This window comes from Pseudoduganella sp. R-32 (assembly GCF_049913245.1).
GTDB lineage: Bacteria > Pseudomonadota > Gammaproteobacteria > Burkholderiales > Burkholderiaceae_D > Rugamonas.
The window spans coordinates 3,234,636-3,249,230 of record NZ_CP183987.1; the positions used below are offsets into that span (position 1 = coordinate 3,234,636).

16 protein-coding genes are annotated in these 14,595 nt (G+C 64.6%); 7 read left to right on the forward strand and 9 right to left on the reverse strand.

Annotated features, from left to right (window positions below; genetic code table 11):
* Positions 1 to 15 precede the first annotated feature (15 nt).
* A complete protein-coding gene (locus tag ACN9MU_RS14855; RefSeq protein WP_426171716.1) occupies positions 16 to 471 on the reverse strand; it encodes a hemerythrin domain-containing protein in 456 nt (151 codons plus the stop codon).
* A 79-nt stretch (positions 472 to 550) separates the two neighbouring features.
* Between ACN9MU_RS14855 and ACN9MU_RS14860 the strand changes: the two genes are divergently transcribed.
* The gene (locus ACN9MU_RS14860) at positions 551 to 1,291 is read left to right on the forward strand and encodes an SDR family oxidoreductase (protein ID WP_426171717.1); all 741 of its coding nucleotides are present in this window, start codon (positions 551 to 553) and stop codon (positions 1,289 to 1,291) included.
* Here the strand turns inward: ACN9MU_RS14860 and ACN9MU_RS14865 are convergent, their stop codons facing one another.
* Complete coding sequence (locus ACN9MU_RS14865; protein WP_426171719.1) at positions 1,292 to 1,711, reverse strand: NUDIX hydrolase; 420 nt, start codon at positions 1,709 to 1,711, stop codon at positions 1,292 to 1,294.
* Positions 1,712 to 1,941: 230 nt separating this feature from the next.
* On the opposite strand from ACN9MU_RS14865, the gene ACN9MU_RS14870 reads away from it, so the two are divergent.
* From ACN9MU_RS14870 to ACN9MU_RS14885, 4 genes are read left to right on the forward strand one after another with little or no spacing between them, the layout of a single operon-like run.
* Positions 1,942 to 3,192, forward strand: a complete 1,251-nt coding sequence (locus ACN9MU_RS14870; protein ID WP_426171721.1) for a hypothetical protein — start codon at positions 1,942 to 1,944, stop codon at positions 3,190 to 3,192.
* Positions 3,193 to 3,202: 10 nt separating this feature from the next.
* A complete protein-coding gene (locus ACN9MU_RS14875; RefSeq protein WP_426344799.1) occupies positions 3,203 to 3,625 on the forward strand; it encodes a phosphate ABC transporter substrate-binding protein in 423 nt (140 codons plus the stop codon).
* A gap of 2 nt (positions 3,626 to 3,627) precedes the next feature.
* A complete protein-coding gene (locus tag ACN9MU_RS14880; protein WP_426171723.1) occupies positions 3,628 to 6,273 on the forward strand; it encodes a bifunctional diguanylate cyclase/phosphodiesterase in 2,646 nt (881 codons plus the stop codon).
* 18 nt (positions 6,274 to 6,291) lie between these two features.
* A complete protein-coding gene (locus ACN9MU_RS14885) occupies positions 6,292 to 6,927 on the forward strand; it encodes an FABP family protein (protein WP_426171725.1) in 636 nt (211 codons plus the stop codon).
* Here the strand turns inward: ACN9MU_RS14885 and ACN9MU_RS14890 are convergent, their stop codons facing one another.
* From ACN9MU_RS14890 to ACN9MU_RS14910, 5 genes are all read right to left on the reverse strand, one after another.
* A complete protein-coding gene (locus tag ACN9MU_RS14890) occupies positions 6,928 to 7,521 on the reverse strand; it encodes a hypothetical protein (RefSeq protein ID WP_426344800.1) in 594 nt (197 codons plus the stop codon). It lies immediately after the preceding gene.
* Positions 7,518 to 8,195 carry an SCO family protein gene (locus ACN9MU_RS14895; protein WP_426171728.1) on the reverse strand — a complete coding sequence of 226 codons (678 nt, stop codon included), beginning with the start codon at positions 8,193 to 8,195 and terminating at the stop codon, positions 7,518 to 7,520. The genes ACN9MU_RS14890 and ACN9MU_RS14895 overlap by 4 nt, the downstream gene beginning before the upstream one ends.
* Complete coding sequence (locus ACN9MU_RS14900; protein ID WP_426337552.1) at positions 8,152 to 8,760, reverse strand: c-type cytochrome; 609 nt, start codon at positions 8,758 to 8,760, stop codon at positions 8,152 to 8,154. The genes ACN9MU_RS14895 and ACN9MU_RS14900 overlap by 44 nt, the downstream gene beginning before the upstream one ends.
* 94 nt (positions 8,761 to 8,854) lie before the next feature.
* Positions 8,855 to 9,247 carry a hypothetical protein gene (locus ACN9MU_RS14905; RefSeq protein ID WP_426344801.1) on the reverse strand — a complete coding sequence of 131 codons (393 nt, stop codon included), beginning with the start codon at positions 9,245 to 9,247 and terminating at the stop codon, positions 8,855 to 8,857.
* 11 nt (positions 9,248 to 9,258) lie between these two features.
* On the reverse strand, positions 9,259 to 10,446 hold the full coding sequence (locus ACN9MU_RS14910; protein ID WP_426344802.1) for an NnrS family protein: 1,188 nt from the start codon (positions 10,444 to 10,446) through the stop codon (positions 9,259 to 9,261).
* A gap of 93 nt (positions 10,447 to 10,539) precedes the next feature.
* Here ACN9MU_RS14910 and ACN9MU_RS14915 point away from each other — a divergent pair, with 93 nt between their 5' ends.
* Both ACN9MU_RS14915 and hmpA read left to right on the forward strand, forming a co-directional pair.
* Positions 10,540 to 10,992 carry an RrF2 family transcriptional regulator gene (locus ACN9MU_RS14915; protein ID WP_426344803.1) on the forward strand — a complete coding sequence of 151 codons (453 nt, stop codon included), beginning with the start codon at positions 10,540 to 10,542 and terminating at the stop codon, positions 10,990 to 10,992.
* A gap of 75 nt (positions 10,993 to 11,067) precedes the next feature.
* Entirely contained in the window at positions 11,068 to 12,249 is a 1,182-nt protein-coding gene (gene hmpA / locus ACN9MU_RS14920; RefSeq protein ID WP_426344804.1) for an NO-inducible flavohemoprotein, read from the forward strand.
* Here the strand turns inward: hmpA and ACN9MU_RS14925 are convergent.
* Entirely contained in the window at positions 12,246 to 13,082 is an 837-nt protein-coding gene (locus tag ACN9MU_RS14925) for an HDOD domain-containing protein (protein ID WP_426171740.1), read from the reverse strand. The two genes, hmpA and ACN9MU_RS14925, sit on opposite strands and share 4 nt — an antisense overlap.
* Positions 13,083 to 13,212: 130 nt before the next feature.
* Positions 13,213 to 14,502, reverse strand: coding sequence for a D-amino acid dehydrogenase (locus ACN9MU_RS14930; RefSeq protein WP_426323315.1), 1,290 nt, complete (start codon positions 14,500 to 14,502; stop codon positions 13,213 to 13,215).
* Positions 14,503 to 14,595: the final 93 nt, after the last annotated feature.

Here is a 14,595-nt window from a genome sequence, read left to right on the forward strand (position 1 = left end):
CAATGTATCGTTAAATCAGATGGATTGCTCTTGCAGCAAGAGCGCCAGCTGCTGCCGCAGCTTGGCGCTGGGGGGCTGGGTATGCGGGTGCCCTGCGTTCTCCACGGCGACCGCCAGCGGCAAGTCCATCGCGCTCAGGTGGCTAAGGAACCAGCGCGGCAGGCGCTCCAGCAGGGTGCGCGCTCCGGCCGGATCGGCCTGCGCAACGGGCAGGGCGTGCTGCAGTGCGGCCAAGGCCCGCCGGTGGGCGGCCCGGTGTTCGTGCTCGGTGGGATAGTAGAGCTGGTCCATCAGCGCCTCTTCCTCGGCGAAATCGAGGGCCAGGGCGCTGAGCAGTCCGGCGATACGGCTGGGCAGGGAACCATCGTCGGCGTCGATGGTTGCGTGAATGGCTTGCAATAAGGCGCGGTGGGAGGCATCCATCTCGGCCACGCCGGTTTCCAGCAGCGGACTCCATTCGAGGCGTTGCATTGCGGTCTCCTTGTCTATCCCTCAAGTCTGGCCGGACAGCCGTTCAGAATCCATGACCCAAATCAAATAGAATATGGCTATGAAAAAAATAGTGATCGTAACGGGCGCCAGCCGCGGCATTGGCGCTGCCATTGCGCGCCGGGCGGCGCAGGATGGCTGGGTGGTGGCCGTGAATTACCAGCGCGATGCCGAAGCGGCGGCGCGCGTAGTGGCGGACATCGAAGCGGCCGGCGGCCGGGCGCTGGCGGTGCAGGCGGATGTGGCGCGCGATGAAGATATCGAACGCATGTTCGCCACCGTCGAACGAGAGCTGGGGCCGGTGTCGGGGCTGGTGAACAATGCCGGCATTACCGGCGGGCTGGGGGCCTTTGGGGATACCGCGCCGGCGACCGTGGAGCAGGTGTTCCGCACCAATGTGCTGGGCCTGATGCAGGCCAGCCGCCTTGCGCTGGCGGCCTTCCGCTCACACGGCAAGGGCGGGGTGATCGTCAATATCAGCTCCACCGCGGCGACGGCGGGCAGCCCGAACGAATACGTGGCTTACGCGGCCAGCAAGGCGGCCGTCGACACCTTTACCATGGGCCTCGGCAAGGAAGTGGCGCCGGAGGGCATCCGCGTGTGCGGCGTGGCGCCTGGCACCACCCAGACCGATATCCATGCCACGTCCGGCGATGCGGGAAGGCCGGCGCGCGTGGCGGCCCGCATCCCCATGGGACGGGTGGGCGAGCCGGATGAAATCGCGGAAGCGGCGGTGTGGCTGCTGTCGCCCGCGGCGCGCTACCTTACCGGCACGACGATCCGCGTTTCCGGCGGCGCGTGATCACCACGCTATTGAAAGCAGCCGCGACGCCATGCGCGGCCAGCACAGGGAACTCAGTTCATCGCGCGCAGCCCAGCGGAAGCCGTCTGCCTCGGGCGTCGGTTCGCCGGTGCGCTGGTGCGGGAAAAAGCTGGTGCAGCGCAGGTGGTCGAGGTTGCACAACTGGTCGCCGACTTCCACCTTGAACAGGTGCAGGCGCTTGTCCGGGCGATAGCTGAATTCCCCGAGGTCTTCGAACAGGCCGGCCTCGAAATCCAGGCCGGCTTCTTCAAACAGCTCGCGCCGTGCCGATTGCAGGGGCGTTTCGCCCGCATCCTGCAAGCCCTTGGGAATGTCCCAGCTTGCCGTACCCGTGACATGGCATAGCAGCACCTGGCGAGCGCTATTCACCACCAGGGTGCCGCATGAAACCTGCTGCATTGCTTCGTTCCTTTGCTTTTATTCACAGTTAAATATTTCCCAAGAGATAGTAAAGGTACTCTAGGGAAATTTCTCGACAGTTACAGGTCGCTGTTATAAAGTGTGAGAATTCAAAAAGCGCCTTTCCCGCGCTGAGTCTTACCAGTCCAATCCCACACCTGACGCGAACGCATGCCGGTACGGCAAGCGGCGCTGTTTTATTGCCGACGTTTCTTGCCAAGAGTGCCATTATGCCAAAGCTGCACCAGACGCCTGTCCTGTTCGCCATTGCCGGAACGCTGCTCCTGCAGCCGGCTGCGCACGCCGGGCACACGGCGGCGCAAGACGGCAGCTGGACTTTTGGCGGTTTCGGCACCCTGAGCGCCGTCCATTCAAGCGAGAAGCAGGCAGATTATGCGGCCAATCCCCTGAATCCGGGCGAGGCCGGCGCCACGCGCGACTGGAGCTACGCGGTGGACAGCCGCCTCGGCGCCCAGCTTGCCTACAACTCCGGCGGCCACTGGTCGGCCGTGCTGCAGGTCGTGGCGGAACGTCATCTGACCCATTCGTGGACGCCAAAAGTCGAATGGGCCAATGTGCAATACCAGGTATCGCCGGAATTGAGCCTGCGCGTTGGCAGGATTGCATTGCCGCTGTTCCTGTCCGGCGACTACCGCAAGGCCAGCTATGCGCTGACGTCGGTGCGCACGCCGGTCGAACTGTATGCCGCGCTCCCGATCAGCAACAGCGACGGCATCGACGCCAGCTACCGCTGGACCTTCGGCGATGTGAAGAACACCACGCAGGTGCTGTACGGCGGCACCAGCGTGCCCTTGTCCGACACCACCCGCGTCAGGGCGCACAAGCTGGCGGGCATTTCCAGCACCAGCACCGCCGGCGCGCTGACGGTGCGCGCTACCGCCATCCAGGGCGAGCTGGAAACCCCGCTGCTGCAAGACCTGTTTTCCGCCATTCGCCAGTTTGGCCCGCAGGGCGAAGTGCTGGCGCGCCGCTACGAGCCTGACCGCAAGCGTGCCACGGTGCTTAGCATCGGCGCTTCCTACGACCCCGGCAACTGGTTCGTGATGGGCGAGATAGGGCGCGTCAACGCCCGTTCCATGCTGGGCGACAAGACCGCGGGCTATGTCAGCGGCGGTTATCGCCTGGGCAGCTTCACGCCGTATGGCACCTTCAGCAAGGTGGTGGCGAACACGCCGAACCGGGTCGCAGGCCTGGACCTGTCGACGTTGCCGCCGCCGTACCTGCCGGCTGCCCGGCGCCTGAACACGGAGCTGAACGGCTTGCTCAGCATGATCGCGGAACAGGACAGCAACAGCCTTGGCCTGCGCTGGGATGCCAGCGGCAATGCCGCCGTCAAGCTGCAATTCGACCATGTGCGGCCGCGCAACGGTACCAGCGGCACGCTGTCGAACATCCAGCCCGGCTATCGTTATGGCCGCAGCTTCCGCGTGTTCAGCGCGTCGGTGGACTTCGTGTTCTGAAGGGCAGGCCATGATCAGGAAATTCCTTTGCTGCCTGCTGCTGGTGACGCTTGCCGGCGCCACTGCCGCCGCCGAACTGGTCGTGGTGGTGTCGGCGCGCAGCCCCATCACGACGCTGCGCGCCGAGCAGGTGGCCGATATCTTCCTTTCCGAAGCGGCGCGCTTCCCCGATGGCGGCGAAGTGGTAGCGCTCGACTTGCCGATCGGCTCCCCGCTGCGCGACGACTTTTACCTGAAGGTGGCCAACCGCAGCCCGGCGCTGATGAAGGCCTACTGGACCAAGAAGATTTTCACCGGCCGCGGCCAGCCGCCGCGCGAACTGCCCAACAGCCAGGCAGTGCGCAAGCTGGTGGCGGATAATCCAACCCTGATCGGCTATATCGATCGCAGCGCGCTCGATGCCAGCGTGCGTCCGGTCCTGGTGGTGCATTGAACATGAAACGCTGGTTGCGCATGTGCCTTGAGACGCATGTCTCGCTGCCCCTGTTCACGCTCGTCCTTTTGGCCGTGGTGTGGGGCACCACGCTGCATTTCATCGACAGCGAAGCCGCCGCCTCGCGGGAACTGGCTGCCGAATCGGCCAGCGAATTGATCGCGACTTATGAAGCTCAGGTGGCGCGCAGCATCAACGGCATCGAGCAAACCTTGCAGGTATTGAAGTACAGCGCCGAGAGCCAGGGCGCACGCGGCGCCTTGCCCGAACTGCAGGAGCATGGCCTGCTGCCGTCCGGCCTGGTTTTCGTGGTCAGCATCGTCGACGCCCAGGGCAATACGGTCGCCAGCAACCCCGCTGCCCGCCCGATCAACGTCGCGCAGCAGGAGTATTTCAGCTTCCATCGGCAGCACCGCAGCAATTACACCTTCATCTCGCAGGCGATGCGCGACGAGGCAAACCCGGACTGGCACCTGCATTTCACGCGCCGGCTGGACGACAAGCACGGCGAATTTGCCGGCGTGGTCATCGTGGAAGTCGATCCGGCCTATTTCACCAGCGGCTATGAACGCAGCCGCCTGGGCGAGCAAGGCATGCTCGGCCTGGTCGGCGACGACGGCGTGGTGCGTGCGCGGCGCGTCGGCGACAAGCAATCGTTCGGCCAAAAGCTGGACCTGGCGGCGCTGCAGGGGCGCCGTGGCGTAGCGGTCGCCAGCAGGATCGACGGCGTCAAGCGCTATACGGCGGTGCGCCAGCTGGCCGGCCTGCGCCTGAGCGCCATGGTCGGCCTGTCGGAGCAGGAACAGATGGCCGGCTTCGCGGCCCAGCGCCGCCAGCTGCTGTGGGAGGCAGGCGTCGCCAGCGCGGTACTGATCCTGCTCGCTGCCCTGGTCTGGGCCTGCGTCTGGCAGGGCGCCAAGGCGCGCCGCCGCATCCGCCGCGCGCAGGAAACCTATGCGGCCGCGTCTGAATCGAACATGGATGCCTTTTTCGTGCTGCGCGCCATCCGGGACAAGGATGGGCTGGTGGTCGACTTCAAGTTCGCGGCGGTCAATTCGCGCGCCGAACAACTGACTGGCCGCAGCCGCAACGAGCTGCGCGCGCAAACGCTGTGCGGGTGGATGCCGGCGGCACGCCACAACGGCATGTTCGAGCGGCTGGCGCAGGTGACCCGGAATGGCGGCGTGCACCAGGAGGAAGGCCCCAACATGGTGCCGCAACTGCAGGCCGAATGGCTGCACTGGCAGGTGGTGGGCGTGGAAGGCGGCGTGGTCGCGATCGTGCGCGATATCACGGAGCGCAAGCGCGCCGAGGAGCGCATCTACCACATGGCCCACCATGATGCCCTGACCGGCCTGCCCAACCGCAGCCTGATTTGCGACCGCCTCGGGCAATCGATCGCGCACGCTGAGCGCAACAACGAATCGGTGCTGGTGGCCTTCATCGACCTCGACAGCTTCAAGCTGGTCAACGACTCGCTGGGCCACAACGCCGGCGACGAACTGTTGAAGGAAGTGGCCGGCCGCATGGTGGGCTGCGTGCGGCGCGAGGATACCGTGGGCCGTTTCGGCGGCGATGAATTCGTGCTGGTGCTGCCGCACGTGAACGACAACCCGCAGGTGCTGGTACCGCTGCTGAACAAGATTCTGGAATCGGTGGTGCAGCCGATCATGCTGGAAGGGCAGAAGATGCAGGTGAGCTGCTCGATCGGCGTCGCCGTCTACCCGCGCGACGGACGCGATGCCGACACGCTGATGATGCATGCCGACGCGGCCATGTACCGCGCCAAGGACAGCGGCAAGAACAACTGCCAGTTCTACACCCGCGAGATGAACGCCGGCCTGGAGGAAAAGCTGGCATTGACGGAAGGCTTGCGCAAGGCGCTGGAAGAGCAGCAGCTGTCGCTGGCATACCAGCCAAAGGTGAACCTGGAATCGGGGCGCATGTTCGGCGTTGAAGCCTTGCTGCGCTGGCAGCATCCGCAGCGCGGTGCAGTGTCGCCGGCCCAGTTCATCCCCCTGGCGGAAGAGCATGGCCTGATCATCGCGATCGGCGAATGGGCCTTGCGCGAAGCCTGCCGCCAGGCCTGTGCCTGGCAGGACGCGGGACTGCCGCCGCTGGTGGTATCGGTCAACGTATCGGCGCGCCAGTTCGACGATCCGCGCCTGGTCGAACGCGTGGCGGCGGCCCTGGCGTGGAGCGGCCTCGATCCGCAATGGCTGGAGCTGGAAGTCACGGAAAGCATGATCATGCGCGACACCGCGCAGTCGGTGGCCAAGATGCGCCAGCTGGAAGCGATGGGCATCGCGCTGGCGATCGATGATTTCGGCACCGGCTATTCCAGCCTGGCGGCGCTCAAGTCCTTTCCGATCAGCCGCCTGAAGATCGACCAGAGCTTCGTGCGCGACCTGGTGGCCAACCCGGATGACCAGGCCATTACCTGCGCCATCATTTCCCTGTCGCACCAGCTCGACATGCGTGTGATTGCGGAAGGGGTGGAGACCGAGCAGCAGCGCAGCTTCCTGCAGCAGCATGGCTGCGACGAAGTGCAGGGCTATCTGTTCAGCCGTCCGGTGCCGCCGCAGGAGATCACCGCCATGCTGCTCGGCGAAGATTCGGGTGCCGAGGTTACAATGCTTGCTCCCTGATTAATGAGCAAGCATGCAATGAGCGAATACAGCAACGACATTTACACCGAACCTTCCAATATCGACATGGACACGCTGGCCAACCTTGGCCCGCTGGCCGCCATGGCCGGCATCTGGGAAGGGCAGCGCGGCCTCGACATCAAGCCCAAGGCGGACGGCCCGCGCAAGCAGGCCTATGTCGAGCGCATCGAATTGCAGCCGATCGACCCGGTCACCAACGGGCCGCAACTGTTCTACGGCCTGCGCTACGTCCTGATCGTCAACAAGCCCGACAACGTCAAGACGTACCACGAGCAGGTCGGCTACTGGCTGTGGGAACCGGCCACCAATACCGTGATCCAGACCCTGGCCATTCCGCGCGGCCAGATCGCCATGGCATCGGGCATTGCGGCGCCGGATGCGAAGACCTTCGAACTGGTGGCGCAGCGCGAGCAGGATACTTATGGAATCTGCTCCAATCCCTTCCTGGAGTTCGGCTTCAAGACCACCGAGTACCGCATCAAGGTCACCATCAACGACGACGGCACCTGGGGTTACGAGGAAGATACCGTCATGCTCTTGCGCGGCAAGGAGTCGGAGCCGTTCCACCACGTTGACCGCAATGTGCTGCACAAGGTGGCCGAGCCAACCCCGAATCCGCTGGCACGCAAGTAACTAGGCCCGTTCCCTTGCCTGGTTTGCAATGGCCGGCAGTTGCCACACGCACCAGGCAGCAGCGATGCCGATCGACGCCACGACCAGTCCGACGCCGGTAACCACCTGGTCGTCCAGGCTGTAGGCATTGCACAGGCGTTGCGCCATATCCTGGTACAGCATGCCGGCGATGGCCATCATGGCGCAGAAATTGCCAAGGAAGAAGAGCTGGATGACCACCGCCGCGCGCGCAAGTGCACCCGGCAGCAGGAAGCCGAGCAGGAACAGGCTGGCGAATTTGCCCGCTTCAGACAGCGGCATCGTCAGCGACTGCTCGAGCGCCCGTGGCACCATCCAGTAGGCGCTGGCCAGCAGCAGCCAGGCCAGGCCTGCCAGCCCGTGCGCGTCCCAACGCGCCAGCGCGCCCGCCAGGCGTGCCGCATGGCGCTCGGCGGCGAGGCCGGCCAGGGCGCCGCCCACCGCGATCATTGGCAGCTGGAGCACCATATGCAGGGCCATTGACGACTCCAGCGGTGCGCGCAGCAGCAAGGCCGCCGCCAGCAACGCGGCGGACGCCAAGGCCAGGCGGCCCGCGCCGCGCGTCGCCGCGTTCATCGGGCAAGCTCCAGCGCCGCCGCCAATGCCGCTTCCGGCTGCTCGTAGTCGACCACCTGCGCCAGCCGGCCATCCGGCGTCACGATATGGAAGGCGGCGTTGTGCTGGAATTCTCCCATCTCGGCCGGCAGCACGATAATCCCGACCTGCTCCAGCAAGGCCTGGCGCTGCGCCGCATCGGGCACGGCCGCGAATTGCCAGGCTTGCGCATCGGCCCGCATGCGCGATGCATAGTGGGCCAGGTCGTCCAGCGAATCGCGTGGATCGAAGGAAATCGTCAACAGGCGCAGCTTGTCCTGCCAGCCCCGGGCAAGGATTTCACGCTGCATCTGCTGCAGTTCGGTGCCCTGGACGGAGCAAACCGCATTGCAGCGCGCATAAAAGAAGGTGACGATGGCCGGCCGCTTGTCGGCCGCCAGCAGTGCCGGCAAGTCGATGCGCCGTGTCGAAGCCATGGCGCCCGGCAGCGCAAGGTCGACACGGGGCAGTGCCAGCGGGGCCTCGGCGATGGCAAGCCGCCGTCCTGCTTCGGTGGAAACGACGCGAAATCCCATGGTGGCCTGCCACAGCGCCGCTCCCGCGACAGCAACCATCCCGGCAAGCAGCGCCAGGGTGCGCGGCAAATCCCCTTTAATTGGCTGGCCTGGCGAGTTTGGCGAGATCGTCGTCTCCATTGAACGGGTCCTTGCGCGCAGCCGTCGCGTCACGCGCCGCCTTGACTGCCTCCGGCGCCACCCTGGCTGCGCTATTGCCGAAATTGCTGCGGATATGGCTCAACACTGCAGCGATTTCCGCGTCGCTCAATTTGTCCTTGAACGATGGCATCTGTCCGTTATATGCCGAACCTTTCACGCTCAGCTTGCCCGTCACCCCGTGCAGCAGGATCGCGGCGGCAACGTTCTCCGCACCGGTCACCCATTCCGAACCGGCCAGCGGTGGAAACACGCCCGTCAAGCCGGCGCCCGTGGCCTGGTGGCAGGCCACGCACTGAGCCGCATACACCTGGGCACCATCGACTGCGCCGCCGGCGCCGGCCGCGGTGCCGGCCTTGGCCTGCAGCGTCGACATGGTGCGCCGGTCGCCCAGGGCCGGGTCGTCGTCGCGCACCGTGAGGATGTAGCTGACCGCCCACGCCAGCGCTACCCCGACGCCAAGCAAGACATACCTTGGAATCGGCCGGTCCTTCTCCGTCGGGTCGGGATGCTCGCGCTGCTGCGCGCCAAAGTCTTTTTGCGGCATTGGGCGCTCCTTCCTTCCTGGCCTGCGGCGCCGGCAACACGGGATAGGTATGGTCAAGCGACTGCAGGTACGCCACCAGGTCCAGGACTTCCGGCTACTGCACCAGCCAGTCCGGCTCATGGAGCTTGATGGAGCTGGTCAGGCCTGCCGCCGTGGCCACCAGCAGCCACACCACGGAGCAAGACAGGAAAACAAAAGTGACAAAGGCGCTCGAGCGGTCCGCCTCCACGCGCTCCGCCAGTTCCTGCTGCATGGCGGCCCGCTCGGCGTCGCTGGGCGCGCGCCGGTCCTGCCCGGCCACCGGCAGCGCCAGCCCGGCGCGCTGCTGCGGACTTGCCGCCGGTTCCTCTCCGTGGCCGATCTCGCCCGGCGAGAAGATCACATTGGCCGCGGCCGCGGTGGCGTTGAACAGTCGGTGCCGCAGCGACCAGATGAACACCAGCAGGCCGCTGACTGAAAGTATGAAGGAAGACAGGAGCAGGGTCACGGTGTCCACATTTAACCTTCCCGCCCGTCAATGCGGGCCTGGCTTAAGTAAGGCGCATATACGAACAGGTAGAGCAGGAAGGCGACCGACCAGGCCAGTGCCGAGCCCAGTAACAGGAAGTCACGCATTCCGGCAGGAAGAATATTGGCACACAAACGGCCCAGGGCGCCAGCTTGCAGTAAAAGATACATTGCGCTTTCGGCACGGCCGGCGCGCAGCATGCGGCCAGTGTGACCCAACGCGGTACGGGTGATCATGCCGAGGATCAGGCCCGACATGCCGCCCACGGCCAAGGCGTGGAAGGCGCTGCTGGCGGAGCTGATGCCCAGCGCCGCAAAGCCCAGCAAAAGAAGGCCGGCCACGATCCAGGCATAGGCCAGGTGCAGGATCCACAGCAAGGGAACGCGCACGGTCGCAAAGGGCGCCCACCCGAGCAGGCGGATGGAATTGATGGCTGCCGCCGCAAAAGCCACCGGCGCCACCACGAAGCCTGGCAAGCCCGTCACCCATGCCAGCGCCGTCGCCAGCAACAGGGCAATGCTGGCCTTTTCGCGCCACGCCACGGTCACTGGCTGGCTGCCCGGCGCGCCGTTGCGGGTGAACATCGGGATCACGCGGCCCCCGATCACTGCTTCCAGCACCGTGATCATCAGGATCGCGCCATGCACGGGAGTCAGCGCCGACAGCGGAATCCAGCCGTTGGCCGCCGCATGGAACAGCAGGTTGGCGATCGACAGCAAGGCCAGGATGCGGCAGATCGGGTAATTGCGCTTGCTTTGCGCCTGGTAAAGCACGCGGCCGAACGCGATGGCGCACAGCGGCAGGAACAGGCCGTCGACCAGCAGCGCCGGCACGCCGGGCGCCAGCAGCATGGCCAAGCGGCCGGCGATCCACAGCACGGCCAGCCCTGCGAGCTGGCCGCCGGCCGGCGTTTGCAGGTTGGTCCAGTTGCGGCCCGCTGTAAACAGGAAGCCGACGATCACAGCGCCGCCGAAGCCGAACACCATTTCATGCATATGCCACAGCATGTTGGCGGCGGGCAGGGCGGACAGCATGCCCTTGTAGGCCAGCAGCCACATTGGTATCGACAGCATCGCCAGCGCCGCAGCCAGCAGGTAGAAAGGGCGGAAGCCCAGGCGCAGCAAGGGATGCGGTTGCCCGGCTGGCGTTGGCTCGGTGGGAATATGGATGCTGCGCATGGCTGGCCTCATGTTCTTAAGATGTATAATGAATGCTACATTAGGCCTGTGGCTAAAGCAATATTTCGAATGCATCTTTATATGACGTAGATCATGAGACTGACATCCTTTACCGACTACACCCTGCGTTCGCTGATGTACCTCGGCATGAACCGCGACAAGCTGGTCACGATCCAGGAGATCGCGGACCTGCATGACATCTCGAAGAACCATCTGACCAAGGTGATCCACCAGTTGGGCGCCAGCGGCCTGGTGGAAACCGTGCGCGGCCGGCACGGCGGCCTGCGTTTGAACCGCGAACCGGAAGACATCAATATCGGCGAAGTGGTGCGCGACAGCGAATCGGATTTCTACATCGCCGAATGCTTCGAAGCCGAGCCTGGGCACTGCGCCTTCCTGCGCGATTGCGCCCTGAAGCGCAAGCTTGGCGAAGCGACGGAAGCCTTCCTGCACGTACTGGATGGCATGACGCTGGCCGACATCCTGCCGGGCCCGAAGGGCAAGGGCGGTGCGCAGCCGGTGATCCTTCAGAAAATGCGCATTTGATCTGCATCTTTATTGACGCAGTTTAAGGTAAACATGTATTATGGGCGCATGTTTATCCGAGAAGGAGCCATACTCATGCTGTCCGCAGAACACCGTGCCATCGTCACCGCCACCGTCCCAATCCTGGAGCAAGGCGGCGAAGCCCTGACCCGCCACTTCTACCAGACCCTGTTCACCGACTTCCCGCAGGTGAAACCGTTCTTCAACCAGGCCCACCAGCACAGCGGCGACCAGCAGCGCGCCCTGGCCAACGGCATCCTGATGTACGCCAGGCATATCGAGCGCCTGGAAGCACTGGGTCCGCTGGTCAATACCATCGTCACCAAGCACGTTGCGCTGCAGATCCAGCCGGAACACTACCCGATGGTGGGCGCCAGCCTGCTGAAAGCCATCCGCGAAGTGCTCGGCGCCGAAACCGCTACCGACGCGGTACTCGAGGCCTGGGGCGCGGCATACGGCCAACTGGCTGAAATCCTGATCGGCGCCGAAGGCAAGACCTATGAGGCCGCGGCGGCAGCGCCGGGCGGATGGATGGGGGCGCGCCAGTTCGTGGTGGCGGCCAAGCGTGTCGAGAGCGACGAGATCACCAGCTTTGTCTTCCGTCCTGTCGACGGCAAGCCGGTGCTCGGTTTCACGCCGGGCCAGTACATCGGCATCCGCGTGGTGGTGGATGGGGAAGAGCAGCGCCGCCAGTATTCGCTGTCGGCGGCGCCGAACGGCCAGACTTACCAGATCAGCGTCAAGCGCGAGGAAGCCGGCAAGGTTTCGGGCTTCCTGCATGGGCAATTGAATGAAGGCGATACCGTGGACCTGTTCCCGCCGACCGGCGCCTTCACGCTGGCCGAAGGCAGCCGCCCGATCGTGCTGATCTCCGGCGGCGTCGGCATTACCCCGACTTTGGCCATGCTGGACCAGGCGCTGGAAACCGGCCGCGAAATCCGCTTCATTCATGCAGCCCGCCACGGCGGTGTGCACGCTTTCCGCGACCACGTCGACGGCCTGGCCGAACGCCACCCGCAGCTGAAGCGCCACTATATCTACGCGGAAGACCGCGACGGCCAACCGCAAGCCGATGCCGTCGGCCTGCTGGGCAACAAGGAGCTGGGTGAATGGCTGCCGCAATCGCGCGACGTCGACGCCTACTTCCTCGGCCCGGTGCCGTTCATGCAGGCGGTAAAGCGCAGCCTGCGCGAACTGGGCGTGCCGGAAGCGCAGACCTACTATGAGTTCTTCGGCCCGGCCAAAGCGCTTGATTAAACCAGCAGCGCAGCGTTCATGGCGGAAGCATCGGCTTCCGCTTCTTCCAGCATCTGCTCGCGCTTTTCGGCGTCGATGAACAGGTCCATTACGGAATCCTCATGCGGCGGCTGTTGCTGCTCCGGGGCCAGCGGCGAGGTAACCGGCGCGAAGTGGTTGGCCAGCAGCAGGGTGTCGAGCAGGGTCTCGGGCGGGATCTGCAGCATGCCGCTGCGCAGGTTTTCAATGGCTTCCGCCACCTCGGCCGGGATGCCCAGCTTCTTCAGCACTTCACGCGTGATGATCTCTTCGCTCGCAGTCTGCCAGTTCTCCGGATCGGGCTCCAGCAGGCCGGGGAATTCGTCGGCGCGCGACAGCAGGTAGAAGCTGCCCACTTCATGCACGATGGCCGCAAACAGGGCGGTGTCCGGATTCACGCCGGTGACTTCACGCGCGATGATGCGCGCCAGGCAGGCGACGTGGATGGTGTGCTGCCACAGCTGCTCGGCCTTGGCGCGCAGTCCGGGATCGGTGATCTTGCTGCCGAAGGCGCGCACCACCATGGCCGCAGCCAGCGCGTACAGGTTGTGGTAACCCACGCGCATGATGGCATTGCGGACGTTGGTGATATCCGGCCCGCCGGTGCGGTTGAACATGGCGGAGTTGGACAGCGAGACGGTGCGCGCGGCCAGTTGCGGCTCGGCCAGCACCAGCTTGATGGCATCTTCCATCGGGCAGTCCGGATCGTCCAGGGCGAGCTGCACTCGCAGGGCGGCATTAACGCTGGTAGGAAACACGAGGTCTCCGCGGATCGCCAGCGCGGCGACGTGTCCGAAGGCTTCCAGTTTATTCATGCCGAAAATTATACGGCCCCAGCTGCGATACTGCCAAATGAAAGTCGGGGTCAGGTCTGGCAATCCGCCATCTTTTTCGCCATGCGAAAAAGATGGCGGATTGCCAGACCTGACCCCGACTTTTAATTTGTTAGGCGCCGGCCAGTTGCGGCTGGCGGGCTGGGCGTTCCTGGCTGTAACGTGCTACCGACAGGTCGTCGGCGAAGATGGCGGGGCGCTTGGCGGACATGATGTCGGCCAGCAGTTGCGCCGAGCCGCAGCTCATGGTCCAGCCCAGCGTGCCGTGGCCGGTGTTGGTGAACAGGTTGCGGATGGCGGTACGGCCTACCACGGGCGTGCCGTCCGGGGTCATCGGGCGCAGGCCGGTCCAGAAGGTGGCTTCGGCGGTGTTGCCGGCGCCCGGGAACAGGTCGTTCACCACCATTTCCAGGGTCTCGCGGCGACGCGGGTTGAGCCTGGTGTTGTAGCCGGCGATTTCCGCCATGCCGCCAACGCGGATGCGGTCGTCGAAGCGGGTCACGGCAATCTTGTACGTTTCGTCCAGGATGGTCGAGGTCGGGGCTTTGTCGCCGTCGACGATCGGCACGGTGATCGAGTAGCCTTTCAGCGGATACACCGGAATCTCGAACAGCTCTTTCAGGAACGGGGTCGAGTAGGCGCCCAGCGCCACCACGAAGGAGTCGCCTTCCACCAGCTCGGCGCCGCACTGCACGCCTTTGACCTTGTCGCCGTCGGTCACCAGCTTGTCGATCGATACGCCGTAGCGGAACTTGACGCCCAGTTCCTTCGCCATCGCTTCCAGGCGGGTGGTGAACATCTGGCAGTCGCCGGTTTCATCGTTCGGCAGGCGCAGGCCGCCGACCAGCTTGTGCTGCGATGCGGCCAGGCCTGGCTCGGCTTTCATCAGGTCGGCGCCGGTCAGCAGTTCGTAGGGCACGCCGGTTTCCTTCAGGACTTCGATGTCCTTGGCGGCGCCGTCCAGCTGGGCCTGGGTGCGGAACAGCTGGGTGGTGCCTTGCTGGCGGCCTTCGTATGCGATGCCGGTGGCGGCGCGCAGCACTTTGAAGCAGTCGCGGCTGTACTCTGCCAGGCGCACCATGCGTTCCTTGTTGATGGCGTAGGATTCGGCATTGCAGTTGCGCAGCATCTGCCACATCCACTTCAGCTGGAAGGTGGTGCCGTCGGGCGTGATGGACAGCGGCGCATGGCGCTGCAGCATCCATTTCATGGCTTTCAGCGGAATGCCCGGGGCCGCCCATGGCGAGGCGTAGCCCGGCGAAATCTGGCCGGCATTGGCGAAGCTGGTTTCCAGGGCAGGGCCCGGCTGGCGATCCAGTACGGTGACATCGTGGCCGGCCTGGGCCAGGTAATAGGCACTGGTGACGCCGATAACGCCGCTGCCAAGGATAACTACGCGCATGAATTGCCTCCGGAATATTTGTTGCGGATTATTTTGCTAGGATAACTAAGTTTTCCTAGTATTTGTTACTATATGAAGAGGCTAAAACAGTAA